Origin of the sequence: Heliomicrobium undosum, assembly GCF_009877425.1 — a bacterium.
In the GTDB taxonomy this organism is placed as follows: Bacteria; Bacillota; Desulfitobacteriia; order Heliobacteriales; family Heliobacteriaceae; genus Heliomicrobium; species Heliomicrobium undosum.
Map to the genome: position 1 here is coordinate 50899 of NZ_WXEY01000019.1, position 17915 is coordinate 68813.

Genomic DNA, 17915 nt, shown 5'->3' on the forward strand with positions numbered 1-17915 from the left:
AACCTTCACGCTCGACGGCCTGCCTTTCCTAACGTGGATATCCAACGGTGCGTGTTCAAGCGGTCCGTCAACAGAGAACCGGAACCAAGGAAAAACGATTGACATCGACAAGGCCCAGATCGGTCAACTTCAATTCGGGAATGACCGGCAAGGCCAGAAAGGACAAGGTCATCATCGGCGCCGCCAGCGGACAGCCGAGATCGGAAACGGCCCGGTGCAAGGCCCTGAGGCGACGGGCGATCGTAGCCGCATCTTCATCGGACATGAGCCCGGCCACCGGGAGCGGCAGCGCCGCTTTCACCTCGCCACCGGCGACGGCGACCATGCCGCCGCCCATCTGGGCGATCGTCCGGCAGGCGAACTCCATCTCCGCCTCATTGACGCCGACGACAATCAGGTTGTGGGAATCATGGCCGACGGTCGAAGCGACGGCGCCCTTTTTCAGGCCGAAGCCGCGGACAAAACCGCAGCCGATGGAACCTCGCTTGCCGTGACGCTCGATGACGGCCAGGGGGAGAATATCTTTCTCGGGGCCGATGTCAGCGGCGGAGACGATCTCCTGACCAGTGACGATCTGGCCCGGCTGGATGACGATGACGCGCACTTTCGCATTGGGTTCATAGGCGGGCGCGAGACGGCCCGTGATGTCGGGGAGATGGACGGAGCCCTCGCCAAACCTCGGGGGATACTTATCGACTTCTACCGTAGCTTCAGCGCTATCTGCGCCGGTTTGCGCACAAATACTAGCTCGGTCCAATCTATCGCGAATCTCTCCATCAGAAGCGACCAGCCGGCCAGCCTTAAAAACAGCCTGCGCCCGGAACTCGGCGAGGTCTGAAAAAACAGCAAGATCGGCCCGGTATCCCGGGGCGACGGCGCCCAAACCTGACAAACGGTAATGGCGGGCCGTCGTCAGTGTCGCCAACTTCACCGCCAGCGCAGGAGCCACACCGAGGGAGACGGCCTTGCGCAGGATAGCGTTCATATGTCCGTCATGCAGCAGATCCTCGGGGTGCCGATCATCGCTGCAAAAGGAAATGTTTTCCGAAACAGACGGCACAATACAGGATATGAGACCGGCCAGGTTTTGGGCCGCCGATCCTTCGCGAATCAGCAGTCGCATCCCCCGGCGCAGCTTGTCCCAAGCCTCTTCTGATGTCACGCTCTCATGGTCGGAAGAGATGCCGGCGGCAATGTAGGCCTGCAAGGCATCCTCAGACAAGCCAGGCGCATGCCCGTCTACGGGCAACCCCCGCAAACGAGCGGCGGCGATCTTTTGCAGCAGGTCGGCGTCGCCGGCCAGGACACCGGGGACGTTCATCACCTCGGCGAGTCCGATGGCGCCGGGCGCCACGTCGAACAACCGGGACACGGCTTCGGCGTCCAGGACAGCGCCGCTCGTCTCCAGCGGCGTGGCCGGCACACAGGAAGGGATCATCATATAGACATCCATGGGCAATCCGGCGGCCATCCGGGCAAAGGCCTTGACGCCGTCGAAACCCAGGACGTTGGCGATTTCATGCGGGTCGGCGATGACGGCGGTCGTCCCGTGGGGGATGACGGCGTCGGCAAAGGCGGGCGGCGTCAGCAGGGTGCTCTCGATATGGATGTGAGCATCGATCAAGCCGGGCGTGACAAAGGCCCCCTGCAAGTCGATAATCTCACCGTAGTTCAGCGCTGCAGTGGAATCCGTTGTGGCGGCGTCCACCGCAGGGGTTTCTCCCCGGCGATAGACGCCGGTGATCATCCCGCCGGCGATGGCGACATCCGCCTCTTCGACCTCCAAGGTAAAGACGTTGACCACCTTGCCGCCTCTAAGCAGAATGTCCCCATTCTGTTTTTTATTCGCCGTCACGCCAGTTCCTCCCTGCTAACCCGGGTCGATCATCTGCAAAAATTCCGCTTCCGAGAGGATCGGGATGTCCAGTTCCTTCGCCTTTTCGAGCTTGGACCCAGCAGCCTCACCGGCAATGACCATGCTCGTTTTTTTGCTCACCGAAGAGGCCACCTTGGCCCCGCGCTCCTCCAGCAGTCGCTGGGCTTCGCGGCGGTCGAGGGTCGGCAGTGTCCCTGTCAGGACAACGGTCTTGCCGGCGAATGTCTGGGGAACGCCGGCGTCGCCTGCTTTCTCTGTCTCCATGGGCAGGCCCTTCTCGGCCAAACGGTCGATCACCTGCCGGTTGGCTGGGACGGCGAACCAGCGCTGAAGCGACTCGGCCATCTTGGGGCCGATCTCGCTCACCGCTTGCAGTTCCTCCGTCGTGGCGTTCATCAACCGCTCCATGGAGCCGAAGTGGCGGGCCAGGGTCTTGGCCGCCGTCTGCCCCACCAGTCGGATGCCGAGGGCGAAGATCAGGGCGGCGAGGCCCCGGGACTTGCTGTTTTCGATGGCGGCGATCAGGTTGGCCGCCGACTTTTTCCCCATCCGTTCCAACGGGGCCACTTGCTCCGCCGTCAGTTCGTAGAGGTCAGCCGGGTCGTGAACGAGGCCGGCCTCCCAGAGGAGGTTGACGACGGCAGGGCCAAGGCCCTCGATGTTCATGGCGTCGCGGGAGGCAAAGTGGATCAGGCCCTCCTTGGCCTGGGCCGGGCAGGCCGCAGAGGTGCAGCGGATGGCCACTTCCCCTTCCAATCGGCTGACGGGGCTATCGCATTCGGGACAGGTTTGGGGCATGACGAAGGGCCGTTCCTCGCCGGTCCGCTTTTCTTTGAGGACGGAAAGCACCTCGGGGATGATATCGCCGGCTTTCTGAATGACCACGTAATCGCCAATATGGATGTCGCGTTCGCGGATGATGTCTTCATTATGCAAGGTGGCTCGGCTGACGGTCGTGCCGGCGACGCGCACCGGATCTAGTTCCGCCGTCGGGGTGATTACGCCGGTGCGGCCCACCTTGACGCTGATCTCCCGCACCCGGGTGATCGCCTGCTCTGGCGGAAACTTGAAGGCGATGGCGTAGCGGGGGCTCTTGGCCGTCTCTCCCAGGAGGGGATACTGGTCCAGTTCGTTCACCTTGACGACCATGCCGTCGATCTCATACGGCAGGTCGTGGCGATGCTCCGTCCAGTGCCGGCAGTAGTCGATGACCTCACTGATAGTCCGGCAGTAGCGCCGCTCCGGGTTGACGGGCAGGCCCCAGTCTTCCAACTTCTGCAGTGCTTCCACCTGTTCACTCACGTTGTCGCCTTCCACGCCTTCGAGGTGCAGGATGTTGTAGAAGTAGGCCCGCAGCGGTCGCGAAGCCGTCACCTTCGGATCCAGTTGGCGCAAGGAGCCGGCGGCGGCGTTGCGCGGGTTGGCGAAGGCCGGTTCGCCCGCCTCTTCCCGCTCCTCGTTCAATCGGGCAAAAGCCTCTTTCGGCAGGTAAGCCTCGCCGCGAACCTCCAGCGACTTGAGGTCGCTCTTCAGCCGGAGCGGCACGGCGCGGACGGTCTTGATGTTCTCGGTGATGTCTTCCCCGGTCACGCCGTCCCCCCGGGTAGCGGCCCGGACAAATCGGCCCTCTTCGTAAGAAAGAACAACGGTGAGGCCATCAATCTTGGGCTCTACCACGTATGTAAGGGGGCGATCGGCCCGCTCGCGGGCGCGGCGGTCGAACTCGCGCAGGTCCTGGTCGTCGACGGCGTTGGCCAGTGACAGGAGCGGGACGCGGTGGCTGACAGCGCGGAAGGCCGCCAGCGGCTGTCCGCCGACGCGCTGGCTCGGCGAGTCAGGCGTCACCAGTTCGGGATGTTTTTGTTCCAAGCCCAGCAGTTCCCGCATCAGCCGGTCATAATCGGCGTCGCTGATCTCGGGCGCGTCGAGGACGTGATAACGATAATCATGATGGCGGATCTGCTCCCGCAGTTCGGTGATACGCTGGGCCGCATCAGCCGGGGCGGGGCCGCCCTCTCTGGCAACCATGGGAACACCTCCACAGCTTTTTCCTTACACCCGCTTTAATCCGGCATATTTGACAAGCAGCTTCTTGATCCCCTGCTGGGGGAAGGCGACGGAAAGCTCCTGGTTTTCTCCGCTGCCGGAGGTCTTGACGACGATCCCGAGGCCGAACTTGCCGTGCTGGACCTTGTCGCCGACGGTATAGTCGGCGCCGCCCGAACCTGGGGCGCTGCCCGCGCCGGCGCCGTTACTCCCACCGGCGCTGCCGAGTCCGGTCGCGCTGCCCTTGCTGGTCGCACCACCCAGGCCGGAGGCGTTGCCGAGGCCGGAAGCGCCTGTCATCGCCTTGTTTGAGTTTGCGCCGGCGGTGGCGCCTGCAGCAGTCGTAGCGGCAGAACCGCTCTTCGCTGAAGCCGGCTCAAAGTAGCTCATGCGGTGACTGCTTCCGGAAAAAGGTTCTCTGCCGAAAGATTCTCTTCCATAGGAAGAACCCCCTCCGGCGCCGGAAAACAGCGACTCCCGCTTCGCCCGATCATCCTCCTCGACGAGCAGGGACTCTGGGATTTCTTCCAAAAACCGGGAGGGACCGTTAGAAACAGTATTGCCGAAAAGGGTTCGCCTCCATGCGCGAGCCAGGTAGAGGCGCTCCCGCGCCCGCGTAATCGCCACATAGCAGAGGCGGCGCTCCTCCTCCACCTGGGCCTCCTCGAACTGGACGCGGCTGTGGGGAAAAACCCCCTCCTCCATGCCGGCCACGAAGACAACAGGAAACTCCAGGCCCTTGGCGGAGTGCATCGTCATCAGGACGACGGCGTCCTCGTCTTCATTATAATTGTCCGTATCCGACACGAGGGAGACGCCGGCCAGGAACTCTTCGAGCGTCTTTTCATCGGCCGTCCGGTCAAACTCCTGGGTGACGGAGAGGAATTCCTTGATGTTCTCGATGCGGCCCTTCGCCTCTTCCGTCTTTTCGGCCTCCAACTCACGCACATAGCCTGTGCGATCCAGGATGGCTTCAACGATCTGGGTGACGAGCAGCGACGGCGCCTCCCGGCGCAGTTCCTCGATCAACTGACCGAAGGCGGCCAGCGCCTTAGCGGCCCGGGACAGGCCGGGCACTTCCCCGGCGCGCGCCAGGGCCTCCCCGGCGGTCCACCCTGCCTGTTCGGCATGATCGAGGAGCTTTTGCACCGTCGCATCGCCGATGCCCCGCTTGGGCACGTTGACGACGCGCCGGAAGCTGACAGCATCGGCGGGGTTGGAGATGAAGCGCAGGTAGGCCACGATATCCTTGATCTCTGTCCGTTCGTAGAATCGAACGCCGCCAAAGACGCGATAGGGTATGCCGGCGTACAAGAAGTGTTCTTCCAGCACCCGCGACTGGGCATTGGTCCGGTACAAGATGGCAAAGTCCCGGTAGGGCCGGCCTTCCGCCTCGGACAGGCGATTGATCGTCTGGACGATGTAGCGCGCTTCATCGTGCTCCGTTTCACCCTGATAGGAGACGATGGGCTCGCCGGAGGTATTCTCGGTCCAGAGCTTTTTCGCCTTGCGCCCCCGGTTGTTGCCGACGACGGCGTTGGCCGCTTCGAGGATCTTTTCGGTCGAGCGATAGTTTTGCTCCAACTTGAGCACGACGGCCTCAGGGTAATCGCGTTCGAAATCGAGGATGTTCTGGATATCGGCGCCCCGCCAGCCGTATATGCTCTGGTCATCATCGCCGACGACGCAGAGGTTGCGGTACTTCTCGGCGAGCAGCTTCACCAGCACGTACTGGGCATGGTTCGTGTCCTGGTACTCGTCCACATGGATGTACTGGAAGCGGTCCTGGTAGTAGTCGAGGACTTGGGGAAACTCCTGAAAGAGGCGGACACAGTTGACGAGCAGATCGTCAAAATCCATGGCGTTGTTGGCCTGCATTTTCTTTTGGTAAATATGGTACGTTTTGGCAGAGATTTGCGCAAAATAATCATAGGCCTGCCTTTCAAAAGCGACCGGACCCATGAGCATGTTCTTGGCCGAACTGATGGCGGCGCTGACGGCCTGCGGTTTGAACCGCTTTTCGTCGATGTTGAGCTCTCTCAGGCACTCCTTGAGCAGGCGTTGCTGGTCGCTGCTGTCGTAGATGACAAAGCTCCGATCATAGCCGAGCTTTTCCCCATCTTTGCGCAGGATGCGCATGCAGGTGGAGTGAAAGGTGGACACCCAGACATCATGGGCGCGCGAGCCGATGAGACGGCCCAACCGTTCCCGCATCTCTGCGGCCGCCTTGTTGGTAAAGGTGATGGCCAGTATATGAAAGGGACTCACCCGGCATTGTTCGATCAGTTGGCCGATGCGGTGAGTCAAGACTCGGGTCTTCCCGGAACCTGCCCCGGCAAGAATCAAAAGAGGCCCCTCCTGGTGCAGGACGGCCTCGCGTTGAACCGGATTCAGGGAGTGTAAAAAATCGGTCGACAATTGCTTTCCCCCTTCTGGATGCCCTCCAACATGGTCTTTATTGTACCACAAAATGGTCTACTGTGAGAAAAGGCAGTGACGGCGGCGGTTTAAAATGCTGGACCCCTAGGGAAAACTAGGCGCAGTGAAGGTGACAGGAGGAGAGACAAGGCATGCGGTACAATCCGGTCTATTCGGCGTTTGAAAAGATACAGGCCATGAACAGTCTGAAAAACTATCAACGCCTGTTGGACGAAGAGATCCGCAAATCGGATCCGAATCTGGAAGTGATCAAGTATTACCGCTCCCGCCTCAGCCGCTGCCGGCAGATCCTGGGGGGACGGGGGTAACAGACAGGCTGAATAAAACATACTCAAGGGAGTGGCTGGGCGCTTTTTGCGAGACGGCGACTCCCTTTTTTTGATGAGGATGAGGAAAAACAGGGGCTGACCAGCGCATTGCCTGCCTGGTCAGCCCCTGTGTCGGCGTAAGATCTCTTTCGCTTTTAGCTTCTACTCTATGCGCTGCTTTTCCTGACGTTACTTGTACCGGTCCTTATCCCCCATCCCGTCGACGGTGATCTTGTTGTGGTAACCCTCCTCCACCTCATGCTCCCTGACGACGGCGTCGAAGGTCTCCAAATCCGACTTCTGGGCCGGGATGGTCTCCAGGTTGTTCCGGGCGCGGGGCATGAAGTCGGCGCCCAGTTCCGCTTCGGCCCGCGCCTCGGCGTCATTCATGGCGTTGCGGGTCGTCGGCCCTTCCGCATCCTGTCCCGGAATGGCCCGCGCCTTCATATGAGGGATGCCGAAACCGAAGTTGCCTTCCCCGCTGAAACCGACTGTGCCCGCCGATATGATGCCCGGCGTCTCTCCCTTGTCCTGACTGGGCAGCGCGTCGAGCTTGCCCTTGGGTAGTTCAAATTGATCCAAATCTCTTTTCACAGGCACACACCTCCCGGACCTAGTATCCGGGGAGGCTTCCAGCCTTATTCGCCGGGAATCGCCAGGTTCCCCCGCTGCTCCAAGGCGTCCATGCCGTGGGCCTTGATCATGCGGTTGGACAGGGTGTAGAGGGAATCGCCAATGTAGAGGATGCGGCTGACGAATTTCTCACTGTCGTAGTAGTACTGGCCGGCCTTCTGGTAATCCTCGTCGCTCAAGTGGGTGATCCGCCCGCGCAGTTCGAAGCCTTTTTCCAGACCGACGGTGTAGACATAGGCGCCCTGGAAGGCGAAGGAGCCGTAGGCGGGAACAGGGGACGGCTTTTCGCCGGAGGCGGCGCCGGTTTGCTTATCCACTTCCATCAGTTGGACCGGGAAGGCGAGCAGGTTTTTCTCCTTGCTGAAGAGGAGCGCCCGGTGGTTGTGGAGCAGTTCCGAGTCGGTGCCCCGGTCGCCGATGAAGGCCACATGCTTTTCGACGGGATGCTCCACATCGGATACGTCGAAAATGGCCATCTTCATGCCCTGGTAGTAGGCGTTTGTGCCGATGACGCGGCCCTCGTTGTCGGTGATCGATTGTTCAATCGTGTCCTTGCCGAAGCCGATGATATGGTTGTCGTCATAGGGGTGCATGTAGTTGCTGTAGCCGGGGATCTTTAGTTTGCCCAGGATGCGAGGCGACTTCGGATCCTTCAGGTCGATGACGAAGAGGGGATCGACGGTCCGGAAGGTGACCATGTAGGCCCGGTCTCCCATGAAGCGGACCGAATAGATCTGTTCGCCCGGGGCGATGCCTTCGAGCTTGCCGGACGGCTTTAGGGATTCATCGAGGACGTAGAGGTTGTTTTTCGATGTTTCATCGCCCTGCGCCCAGGGGCTGCCGACAGTGGTGGCGATGCGGAAGAAACCGTCCTTTTCGTCCATGGAGAACTGGTTTAACACCCGTCCGGGCGCCTCGCCCATGCCGACATAGCGCGTCTTGGCGCCTTCGAGGGCGAACTTGAAGACGCGGGTCTTTTCTTCCGGCGCCGTCTGCGGCCACGCCCTCTCGCCCCCCATGATCCGGAAAACAGGGCCGCGGTAGGTGTGCAATGCCACGTAGAGATTTTTGGTTGAGGCATAGACGGTCTCGCCAGAGCCTAAGTAGGTTGACAGTTGGGGCGATTCCTTGGGGTTCTCTATGTTCACCGCGGCCACGATCAGGTAGTTCGGTTCCATAAAGTCCGGAAAACAGCGGATCTGGTCATAGCCGATGCGCGCTTTATCAGCGCCTGTCGCCGTATCTTTGTACCAGGGAAGGACTTCAGGGGTCTCCTTTTCCGGAAGGTTGACACCAAGATAACGGTTGGCGATAAGATAGAGGGATGAGCCGATCTTGCGGGAAGACACGTAGTTGCCTTCCAAGGTGGTCTCTCGCAGCTTTTGCGGATGGGCTTTATCGGCAATGTCATAGATGATCGCCTTGACCGTGCCCTGGTAGGGGCGGTACGGGGGCACGATCATGGCCCTTTTCTCGGTCGAGGTTCCCTCATAGGGGACGGGAAAGGCCTCATCACGCCCGCTGCCGATGACAATGAGGTGTTTGGCGTCCACATAGATCTCCCGGGGAGCGAAGAAGGCGTTGTCAAACTTGATGACTGAGGTGATGGCCAATTCGCCGGCCGGGTGGGCTTTGGCGATGATGACGCGCCGGTTGTTCACTTGGTAGATGTACTCGCCGTCGGTCTTGACGATGTCGGCCTCGTCGACGCCCTCCACCTGCACGTTCGTCGTGGAATGATCCCGCTTCGCGCCGGACGAATCCGCGCCGGCAGGCATGTCAGCGGCCGGCGCTGGCGGCGCGGAAGTGGGCGCAGACATAACGGTCCGGCGTTCTGCCCAACCTGTATTCGCTTTGGTCGCCGGTTGCGCCGCTTCCATCGCCACGCCGCCCTTGTGTCCCCCATACCCGCCGGCGTTTGAAGCAGCTTTTTCTATCCATTGCTTGAGATTCCCATAGGAGCCGACGACCGGAAGGTCTTCTTGGACCGTCGCTCCGCCCGCTGCGAGGGCTTGGCACCCCGACATCAGGATACTGCTAAAAACGGCAGCGATCAGCGCCTGGTTCACCCAGCGCCTTTGTTTTTTCAAAATACCCGCCAAGGGATTCTCCACCTTTCCCATTGTTGGTCTGCATCCTAGAGACGTTCAGGGCGCCTCTTTCGTTCCACTGATGATCTGCTTGACCCATCATATTTTTTCCGGGCGGATATAATCCCTCTTTTTTCCATCATAAATTCCAAAAGATGATTGTAATGTTAAGAGATTGTAACATGCTCTCATTTATGCTATGGTAATGAAAAGGATTCCTGAACGTAGCGTGTGCGGGAGGTGATCGTTACATGGCACTGGAAACGACCTCCACCCCGACGAACCGGCCCTGCCCCATCCATCCCTGTTCCGTCCATCCCAGTCTTTCTTCCCGCTTTTCTTCCCACTGCCTGTCTCTCGAAGCCTGCAACCGTTGTGACCCGCAGCAGTGCGTCGTCGGATTGATTCGGAATATGTCGGAGCAGGCGAAGTTCGAAAGCCGCCGCAACCGGGTGAAAATGGTCTCACAAGGGGAGATGCGCTCGGTCAGCCGCCATGAAGCGGTTGAACTGCTGGCCCTCTTCCTGGCCCGTTGCCGTCACTGTGGCAACGGACACAAGGAAGAGTGCGAACTCAACCTCGCCCGGCTCGGTCTTGAGTACGCGCTGACGAGCCATGGCGACCTGTTCGGCTACCAGGGAGACCCCGTCCTCTTTCTCCTCAACCTGCGCAAAACGGATCTGGCGCTTGCCGACGAAGTGATGCGTGAGTATGACCGGTTGCGCTCGGTCTCGGATGTCCGGTAGGCGGCAAAGGCAGCATCGGTGCAGACATAACAAAAGCGGTCCCTGACGGGGCCGCTTTTTTCTGCGCATGATGCGCTGTCTACACAATTCCGCTGTTGTCATTTTCACCAGCTCCGGGTCTTTCCCCTTACTTCTCCCGCAGCCGCGTCGTTAACAGCAACCCGATCGACGCGATGACGAAAAGCGCCGTAAAAATGTCGACGAAGCCATCCCTCGGCTGCCCAAGACTTGTCGCCGTCGCCAGCAGACCGCCCATTACGACGGGCCCCAAGGTATTGCCGAGGGAGCGAATGACAGTCATCACCGCCAGACCGCTCGACACCTCCCGCTTGTCCACCTCGCCCATGACCAGGACATTCAACGGCGAGCCGACGATGAGGCCCAATCCGCCGCCGAGCAGGATGAATCCAAGTGTGACAATCATGATGTAGCTTGTTGTCACGTCTGCCGGCGCTCCGATTTGCTCCACCAAGCCGGCTAGTACGATTGCGCCGGCGGCGGTGGCGCCGAAACCGAGGGACAGGGTGCGAGAGGCGCCGAAGCGATCGACGATAAAGCCGCCGAGGGGAGAGGTGACGACGCTGGCCAGCGCCAGCGGAACAACCATATAGGAGGCCTTCCCTGGAGGAAAGTGAAGGACATACTCCACATAGGCGGGCACGAAGAGGACGGTCAGCATGACCATGCCGGAGAGCGCCGCCAACAGGAAAATGGTCACCAGCCGGGGGTTTTGGAAGTAGGCGGGGTTGACGACAGGGTCTTCGGCCTTCCTTTCCACCCGGAAAAGCAGCGGGATCAGGAGCAGCCCGGCCAGCAAAAACAGGTAAACGTTGGGCATCCAGACGCCGGACCAACCTTTTTGCCCCTGGATGTGGGTAAGTCCCAGCATGAAACAGAAGATGACCGCTCCGACGAGCAGCGCGCCCTGCCAGTCCATGGCTTTTACCTGGGGCTCCACGTCTTCGGAAAGACCGACGGCCAGCAGGATGATCAGCGCCGCCGCCGGGATGTTGATCAGAAACAGCCATGGCCAGGACAGGTACTGGATGACGACGCCGCCCAAAATCGGCGCCGCGATGGAGGCGATACCCCAGGTGGCCCCGTAGAGGCCGAGCGCCCTCCCCCGCTGCTCTTTGGGAAAGGCGAGACCGATCTCGGCGACGGCCACCGGCAGAATGCCGCCGCCGCCCAGCGCCTGCACTGCCCGGCCGACGAGCAGTTCATAGAGGTTGCCCGACATGGCGCAGAAAAGGGATCCGACGGCAAAAAAGGCCATCCCGGTCATAAAGATGCGCCGCCGGCCATAGCGGTCAGCGAGCTTGGCTGTGATCGGCATGGACACAGCGTAGACAAGCGTGTAGACGGTGACCGCCCATACGCACCATTTGGGAGATATATTGAAATCACGGACAATCGTCGTCAGCGCCGGCCCGATGATGCCCTGGTCGAGGGCGCCGAGAAACACGCCGGACAGGTAGGTGACGAGGATGCGAATCTGCTGGATGGTCAAAGAGAAACCTTCTTTCGGTTGGCTGTCGCTGTTCGGTCGTGATGTCGCTGAAGCCGGAGGCATTTGTTATTCTTTTTCGTCAAAAAAGCAGAAATATCCTGCGAGAAAGGAAAAGCATCGACGATTGTCGAATTAGGCCGCTAGGTTTACCGAAATAGACAAATCCTGAAATCCCGAGGAATCTTAAAGAACCCTAAGGAACTTTGAAGAACTCTACAGAATCCTGTTGAATGCTGTAGGACTTGGGAAGGACAACACCTGGAGGTCCAACATGACACGGGAACACAGCAAAAAAAGCGCCAAGGAACTGCCCCATCCCTTGATGCGCAACTCAAACGCGCCGAAAAACCGCACGCTTTTTCTGGAGCCCGAGGACTGGCAGCGCTACGGGGAGATCCCCTCAGTGGATGAACTAACCGTTGAACACATTGCCGATGAATCGAGCGGTGTCGAATTGACTGGTGACGTGCTAACCAGTGACGTGCTGACTGATGAAGCACTGACCCGTGACGGAGTGACTGGCGCTCAACCGGCCTGCCGCTGGCAAGCGGACCGGATTTACTGCGGCGACGGTCTGACCGGCATGTCGCGCCTGCCGGCGCAGTCGGTCGACCTGATATTTGCCGACCCGCCCTATTTTGGCCTGAAAAAAGATTTCGGGTCGGGAAAGCGGTCGAACCCCTGGAAGACAATACAGGAATACATGGAATGGAACCGCGCCTGGTTCGCCGAGGCCGCCCGGCTGCTCAAACCCCATGGCGCCATCTATGTCTGCTGTGACTGGGAGTATTCGGGGCGCGTCCAGGAAATGCTCTCTGACTCCTTTGAGGTGCTTAACCGGATCACCTGGCGGCGGGAAAAGGGCCGCGGCGCCGCGAAGAACTGGAAGAACAACATGGAGGACATCTGGTTCGCCGTCGTCGACGGCGAACAGTACATCTTCAACCTGGAAGATGTGAAGTTTCGCAAGGAGATCATCGCGCCCTACACGACGGCGGAGGGCAAGCCGAAGGACTGGATGGAGACCGATGCGGGGGAACGCTTCCGCATGACCTGCCCGCCCAACATCTGGACTGATCTAACGGTCCCCTTCTGGTCCATGCCGGAAAACACGCCCCACCCGACCCAGAAGCCGGAAAAGCTCGTGGAACGGTGCATCCTGGCCAGCAGCAACCCCGGCGCCCTGGTGCTCGATCCCTTCATGGGCTCCGGCACGACGGCGGCCGTCGCCCGCCGCCTCGGGCGGCGCTTCATCGGCTTTGAGACGAACGAGGACTATGTCCGGCTGGCGATGAAGCGGCTGGACCGGGTGTCCGTTTCCGGTCCGGCGTAAACAGAGCATGAGTGGACTTGATGAAGCCTGCGTCAGTCCAACTGCTTCGTTAGAGCGCAGTCATAGTTTTTCCCTTGCCAACTGTTCCGCTCCTCCAGCAGTTGGTCAATCCCCTGTAAGGTTCCCCATTTGCGGGTGATCCACTGGGGGGCGACGAGCAACTCCTGGGGGGCGTCCCCCGTCAGCCGCTGGATGACCATCTCCGGCGGCAGGATCTCCAAGGTGTCCACGACGAGACGGATATAGCTATCCCGCTCCAAGAGAGGCGCCTGCCCCGCCGCGTGCCATTCGGCGAGGCGGGTGCCTTTCATCACATGGAGGGAGTGGAACTTGACGCCCTGCACATCCATGGCGGCCACCGCTCTTCCCGTCTTCAGCATCGCCTGCTCCCCTTCGCCGGGGAGGCCGTAGATGATGTGGACACAGACGCGGATGCCGCGAGCACGCAATTTTTCCAGGGCCGCGTAGAAGGTTGCCGCGTCATGGCCCCGGTTGATCCGCCGCAAGGTGTCGTCGTGGATGCTCTGCAACCCCAACTCCACCCAGAGGTAGGTGCGGCTGTTCAGTTCCGCCAGCAGGTCGAGCACGTCGTCAGGCAGGCAGTCAGGCCGGGTCGACAGGGAGAGCCCCACGACGCCCTCCTGAGCCAGCGCCTCTTCATAGAGCCGTCGAAGCAGCCGAGGATCGCCGTATGTATTGGAAAAGGCTTGGAAGTAGGCGATGTACTTGCCCTGGGACCACTTGCTTTTCAGCCGCTCCCGGACCTGCCGGAACTGATCGCGGATCGCTTCTGAGGGATCGCCGGCGCAAGCGCCCGATCCCTGGGGGCAGCAAAAGACACAGCCCCCTGTCCCAGCCGTCCCATCGCGATTTGGGCAGGTCAGGCCGGCGTTGAGGGACACCTTCATCACCTTCTCGCCGAATCGGGCGCGCAGATGGTGGTTCCAGGAGTGATAGCGCTTGTCCCCCCAGAACTGGGGGGCTTTTTCATTGTTCGCGGTCAATGAGGATCCCGCCTTTCGTCAGGCCTTTGGCTATCAGTTCTTTGGCAATAAGTTCTTGGGTGTCAGACCTTTAGCAACGTGCTTTTGGCTGCATTGGTCTCTTGATGACAGGCCCTCGGTAACAAAACTGTCACAAGTTTGTGACCTCGATGTCACCGCGCTGTCGCAAAAGCGACACCTCCGGGGGGTATACTGAAACCGTAAAGAGAAACCACCCGAAAGGAAGCGCCGGCTTTCCAGCACCGGAGGAATCGGTGATATGAAAGTATGGGGGCCGAGGCAGCTAAGGTAAGATCGAAAGGAGTCGATTGGTCATGGAAAAGACGTGGGCAAACCTGAAGAACAAATGGATCATCGCCGGCTTGGCGGGAACGCTCATCATGAGCGCCGCCGGTGTCGCTTTGGCGGCCTTGACGACGGAGCAAACGAACGAAGTGACGGCGCTACGCACCCAGATGCACGGCTTGCGCAAGCAGATGGTGCAAAAGTACGCCGACTACGGCCAGATTACGCCGGAACAGGCCAAAACCATCACCGACCAAATGGATTCGCGCTTCTTGACGCGGCTGCAGCAAGGCTTCACTGACCGCGTCCCCGGCCAAAACTGCCGCTTGATTGACGGTTCGGCAACGCCGGGCGGGCAAGGCCAATTCGGGAAAAACGGCGCCGCCGGTCAGGGCTTCGGTAAAGGAACTGGACGGGGTCCTGGCGCACGAGGCGCGGGACAAGGTCTCGGCATCGGTGGTGGGCAAGGTTTCGGATCCGGTCAATAATCGGTTCATCGGTAAAATCCCTGACGCGCTCCCGCGTCAGGGATTTTCTTATGGGTCTATTTTGTATGGGTCTATTTTGGGTCTACTTCCAAGGGCAGGCCATGCGTAGACCGTTCCAAAACAACGATATCAAGGCAAAGACGACCTTTTTTCATGGGAAGGCTCGTCAATGCCGGATTTCCCCGTGCCATTCGGTATCCTCGGGATCCTCCTCGATGACTTCCTCTTCCTCGATGATGTCCCAGGACAGGCGGATGCTCATCCCCTGGTGATCGCCGCGGTCAAACTTGGTCTGCAACAGGATCTGCTTGGGAACCTCGATCTCCGCGTCGCCAACCCGAAAAGCGCCGTCTTCCAACTGCTTGATGACGCCGGACAATTCCTTGACGGCCTGATCAATCGTAACGACTCTGGCTCTGGCCACAAACTCCCCTCCTCGCCTCATCCCAACGATGTGTTGTGATGAAACTAGTATGGGCAGTTTTTACGAGTTTGATTGAGCCACTTCGCGCACCGGAACGGAAAGAGGCGGCAAGAGCCACATGGCGAAGAGCGCCGTGATCACCACCGACGCGACCAGGCGCAGCGCCTGCAAGAGCAGATAATCGGCGCCGATCATGGTGAAGAGCAGCGGATCCTCGATAATGGCATGGTTTAAGGAGAGAAACAAGCCGATAACCGTCATCTCCTTGGCATTGAGCGACCCGTCCTTCCCGGCCTGGATGAGGACGCCCGCCCCGTAGAGGATGCCGAAGACCAAGCCGACGACGATGGGAACGGCAGCCTCGCCGGGCAGGCGAAAGATCCGCATCAGGGGCGCGAAGAGACGGGAGCCCTGCTGGACGATATGCAAATCGCGGAGGATCTCCAGAAAAACAATGATCGGGATGAGGATCAAGGCCATTTTTCCGACCTGATAAAAAGCGTTCTGCGCCCCCTGAAGCAATGTGGCGCTGATGTCCATGATTCATACCTCCGTTTGGCTTCGTCTGGGCTAGTCGCTGGTTTTCTCTGGAAACAATCGGACGCACTTCTAGCTCGGCCAAAGCACATTCAGCAGGAAAGCGAACAGGAATGACGTCAATAAGCGCAAGCCCGTCAGTTTCCAGGCCGGCGCACCGAAGTTCTTGGTAATGGCCCCCTCGATCAGCAAGCCGTGGGAGATCAAGAGAAAAAAGCCAAAGATAGTCGCCTGCTTGACCGTCATATTCAGCGGGGCAACTGCACCAATGGCCGCATAGAGGTTTGTCGCCATTCCGAGCAGGATGCCCACCGATGCCTCTCCTGGCAGGCCAATTAATGCGAGGATGGGCGCAAAGGCGTTCCCGAGCATTGCTAACCACGGCGTTTTGCCGAGAACGGTGACAAGGATGATGAGCGGAAACATGAATTTGGACATTAACCAGAGGGTTTTGAGTCCTTTGGAGAAGCCACGGACAAAAGTGTCTTTGGACACACTTGGTTGATCGATTACCGTGGGACGGGAAGCATTCATTTCTGTCGGATTCAATCAGTCCACCCCCTCGGATAAATGTACACCCCGTGACATAGTGATGCAACCCCTGAAACGACACAGATTAATTCGGCTCGCTAATGTCGACTAATAAACATTATGATAACTCTTAAGCGATCTTGAAAGAGGCGCTATCCCTTACCCAGCAAGGGATAGCGCCTCTTCTTTTTCCGAGGGAACTGTCACCTTATCGATATTATGTAAACTAAGAATTTTATTGAAGAGGACGGCTTCGTCACCCATCCTCTTTTATCGTTCGGTCACCCAGGATACCTCTAACTCGCGTTAAATGTTTACCACTAGTTATACACTTTTAATAACTGATTTTTTAATTGCTCTAACAATTCATCATATGTAAGAATCTCGACATTTTTAAGCGAACTTCTTAGAATTCTAAAATCTAATTTCATATTGTCGTTAATCAGTTGATTGCTATGACCTAGCATGACGATAGCTCTGGGTTTAACTATATATACATCTAATCCCTTTTCTCTTTTTATGTCTTCAGATAAATTGGCCCCTTTTCTTTCAGCATTAAACAAGTATTTCTCCGCTTGTGTTAATGCTTTTACCGTTTCGTTATGCCAATAGTAATTACCCCTATCAGTTTTTTCTGATAGGATTCTAGTCTCTGGTTTTTTTATCTCAAAAATGTCTAGATAAGAATACAGGTCAATTAAACCAAAATCAACACGACGGTCACCGCCCAAGACTACATTAAGCTCCGGTATACATCTAGTGTATTTCGAGTTCAGCAAATATAAATGTTTTTGTAAAAAATCTCCCCATTCGCTTTCTAATACACCTTTAGATAATTTATCTTCAAACTCTTCGATTACATACTTAAGGGTAATATTGTCAACTTTTATTTTAGTACGTTGCACCAACTTAAGTTTAGTGTTTTTGTTTTGATAACGTAGTTCAAGCAGCTTTGAGTAAAATTCTTCTAATTTAATTAAGTCGTCAGGTTCAAAGTGCTTTATTATCTCTTCGTCTAAATTCTCTATTACTTTTTTCTTTCGACTTCGAGAACTATATGTAACTTCCTCAAATAAGTCAGGAAAAATAAGATGAAAAAACTCATCTACAAATAAGCTACGTTCCCTTTTGGACTCGCTGGATATATACTTTAACTTATCTACCAATTTACTTAAACTAGAATAGGATAAGACCAATGTATTGTCATGAAAATCATCTTTTTTGAATTTAGAAATAACTAACTTATCAACATCTTTTGTTGATAAACGTTTATTAATATAATAAGAAGCACCTGCTTTTATATACCCTTTTTCATCAAAACAATCAGGTAATTTATTGAATCCTTCGATAGTAATATCTTTAATAGAGAATAAATCTGTAGAATACATCTTAATTATTTCTTTTTGTATATCTATTTCGTAAACAAGTGTACGATTTTGAGGGTTAGATTCATCATAGACGTAGATCCGTTTGATATTATTATCATGAGATTCTAGCAAAGTTTCTTTAGGCATGGTTTCCCTCCCGACTTTTTTAGATATAATAATACATACTATTTTAAAAGCTGACTACGACTTGTTGGGCTACTAAATAATTCTAATAGCCGGTTTATTATTAAATAACTTCGTGTGAGACCAATAGATTTTATTGCATAAGATTGTAGAT

Annotated in this window: 15 protein-coding genes; 4 read left to right on the forward strand and 11 right to left on the reverse strand. The window is 57.3% G+C overall.

Annotated elements, in window-relative coordinates; genetic code table 11:
- Positions 1-67: 67 nt before the first annotated feature.
- From ade to pcrA, 3 genes are read right to left on the reverse strand one after another with little or no spacing between them, the layout of a single operon-like run.
- Positions 68-1855: an adenine deaminase gene (gene ade / locus GTO91_RS13930; protein WP_161259340.1), complete on the reverse strand. Its 1788-nt coding sequence runs from the start codon at positions 1853-1855 to the stop codon at positions 68-70.
- A 15-nt stretch (positions 1856-1870) separates the two neighbouring features.
- Positions 1871-3904: an NAD-dependent DNA ligase LigA gene (ligA, locus tag GTO91_RS13935; RefSeq protein ID WP_161259341.1), complete on the reverse strand. Its 2034-nt coding sequence runs from the start codon at positions 3902-3904 to the stop codon at positions 1871-1873.
- Between the two features lie 24 nt (positions 3905-3928).
- Positions 3929-6340: a DNA helicase PcrA gene (gene pcrA, locus GTO91_RS13940; RefSeq protein WP_161259342.1), complete on the reverse strand. Its 2412-nt coding sequence runs from the start codon at positions 6338-6340 to the stop codon at positions 3929-3931.
- A 152-nt stretch (positions 6341-6492) separates the two neighbouring features.
- Here pcrA and GTO91_RS13945 point away from each other — a divergent pair, with 152 nt between their 5' ends.
- Positions 6493-6669, forward strand: a complete 177-nt coding sequence (locus tag GTO91_RS13945; RefSeq protein WP_012284012.1) for a hypothetical protein — start codon at positions 6493-6495, stop codon at positions 6667-6669.
- A gap of 189 nt (positions 6670-6858) precedes the next feature.
- Here GTO91_RS13945 and GTO91_RS13950 read toward each other — a convergent pair whose 3' ends face one another.
- Positions 6859-7263, reverse strand: coding sequence for a hypothetical protein (locus GTO91_RS13950; protein ID WP_161259343.1), 405 nt, complete (start codon positions 7261-7263; stop codon positions 6859-6861).
- A gap of 44 nt (positions 7264-7307) precedes the next feature.
- Complete coding sequence (locus tag GTO91_RS13955; protein WP_161259344.1) at positions 7308-9425, reverse strand: beta-propeller domain-containing protein; 2118 nt, start codon at positions 9423-9425, stop codon at positions 7308-7310.
- A 218-nt stretch (positions 9426-9643) separates the two neighbouring features.
- Here GTO91_RS13955 and GTO91_RS13960 point away from each other — a divergent pair, with 218 nt between their 5' ends.
- The gene (locus tag GTO91_RS13960) at positions 9644-10138 is read left to right on the forward strand and encodes a hypothetical protein (protein WP_161259345.1); all 495 of its coding nucleotides are present in this window, start codon (positions 9644-9646) and stop codon (positions 10136-10138) included.
- Between the two features lie 127 nt (positions 10139-10265).
- Here GTO91_RS13960 and GTO91_RS13965 read toward each other — a convergent pair whose 3' ends face one another.
- Entirely contained in the window at positions 10266-11648 is a 1383-nt protein-coding gene (locus GTO91_RS13965; protein WP_161259346.1) for an MFS transporter, read from the reverse strand.
- Between the two features lie 271 nt (positions 11649-11919).
- On the opposite strand from GTO91_RS13965, the gene GTO91_RS13970 reads away from it, so the two are divergent.
- Entirely contained in the window at positions 11920-12981 is a 1062-nt protein-coding gene (locus GTO91_RS13970) for a DNA-methyltransferase (RefSeq protein WP_161259347.1), read from the forward strand.
- A 32-nt stretch (positions 12982-13013) separates the two neighbouring features.
- Here GTO91_RS13970 and GTO91_RS13975 read toward each other — a convergent pair whose 3' ends face one another.
- Positions 13014-13985: a TIGR01212 family radical SAM protein gene (locus tag GTO91_RS13975; RefSeq protein WP_161259348.1), complete on the reverse strand. Its 972-nt coding sequence runs from the start codon at positions 13983-13985 to the stop codon at positions 13014-13016.
- A 314-nt stretch (positions 13986-14299) separates the two neighbouring features.
- On the opposite strand from GTO91_RS13975, the gene GTO91_RS18470 reads away from it, so the two are divergent.
- The gene (locus GTO91_RS18470; RefSeq protein ID WP_161259349.1) at positions 14300-14758 is read left to right on the forward strand and encodes a YckD family protein; all 459 of its coding nucleotides are present in this window, start codon (positions 14300-14302) and stop codon (positions 14756-14758) included.
- A gap of 166 nt (positions 14759-14924) precedes the next feature.
- Here the strand turns inward: GTO91_RS18470 and GTO91_RS13985 are convergent, their stop codons facing one another.
- From GTO91_RS13985 to GTO91_RS14000, 4 genes are all read right to left on the reverse strand, one after another.
- Positions 14925-15182, reverse strand: a complete 258-nt coding sequence (locus GTO91_RS13985; RefSeq protein WP_161259350.1) for a hypothetical protein — start codon at positions 15180-15182, stop codon at positions 14925-14927.
- 60 nt (positions 15183-15242) lie between these two features.
- Positions 15243-15722: a nucleoside recognition domain-containing protein gene (locus tag GTO91_RS13990; protein ID WP_161259351.1), complete on the reverse strand. Its 480-nt coding sequence runs from the start codon at positions 15720-15722 to the stop codon at positions 15243-15245.
- A 69-nt stretch (positions 15723-15791) separates the two neighbouring features.
- Positions 15792-16268, reverse strand: a complete 477-nt coding sequence (locus GTO91_RS13995; RefSeq protein ID WP_161259352.1) for a nucleoside recognition domain-containing protein — start codon at positions 16266-16268, stop codon at positions 15792-15794.
- A gap of 302 nt (positions 16269-16570) precedes the next feature.
- Entirely contained in the window at positions 16571-17764 is a 1194-nt protein-coding gene (locus GTO91_RS14000; RefSeq protein ID WP_161259353.1) for a Shedu immune nuclease family protein, read from the reverse strand.
- Positions 17765-17915 lie beyond the last annotated feature (151 nt).

Coding starts and splice junctions, on each gene's coding strand:
- ligA (WP_161259341.1), bottom strand. CDS start 3,904: ATGGTTGCCAGAGAGGGCGGCCCCGCCCCGGCTGATGCGGCCCAGCGT.
- GTO91_RS13960 (WP_161259345.1), top strand. CDS start 9,644: ATGGCACTGGAAACGACCTCCACCCCGACGAACCGGCCCTGCCCCATC.
- GTO91_RS14000 (WP_161259353.1), bottom strand. CDS start 17,764: ATGCCTAAAGAAACTTTGCTAGAATCTCATGATAATAATATCAAACGG.
- GTO91_RS18470 (WP_161259349.1), top strand. CDS start 14,300: ATGGAAAAGACGTGGGCAAACCTGAAGAACAAATGGATCATCGCCGGC.
- GTO91_RS13970 (WP_161259347.1), top strand. CDS start 11,920: ATGACACGGGAACACAGCAAAAAAAGCGCCAAGGAACTGCCCCATCCC.
- GTO91_RS13990 (WP_161259351.1), bottom strand. CDS start 15,722: ATGGACATCAGCGCCACATTGCTTCAGGGGGCGCAGAACGCTTTTTAT.
- GTO91_RS13945 (WP_012284012.1), top strand. CDS start 6,493: ATGCGGTACAATCCGGTCTATTCGGCGTTTGAAAAGATACAGGCCATG.
- GTO91_RS13955 (WP_161259344.1), bottom strand. CDS start 9,425: ATGGGAAAGGTGGAGAATCCCTTGGCGGGTATTTTGAAAAAACAAAGG.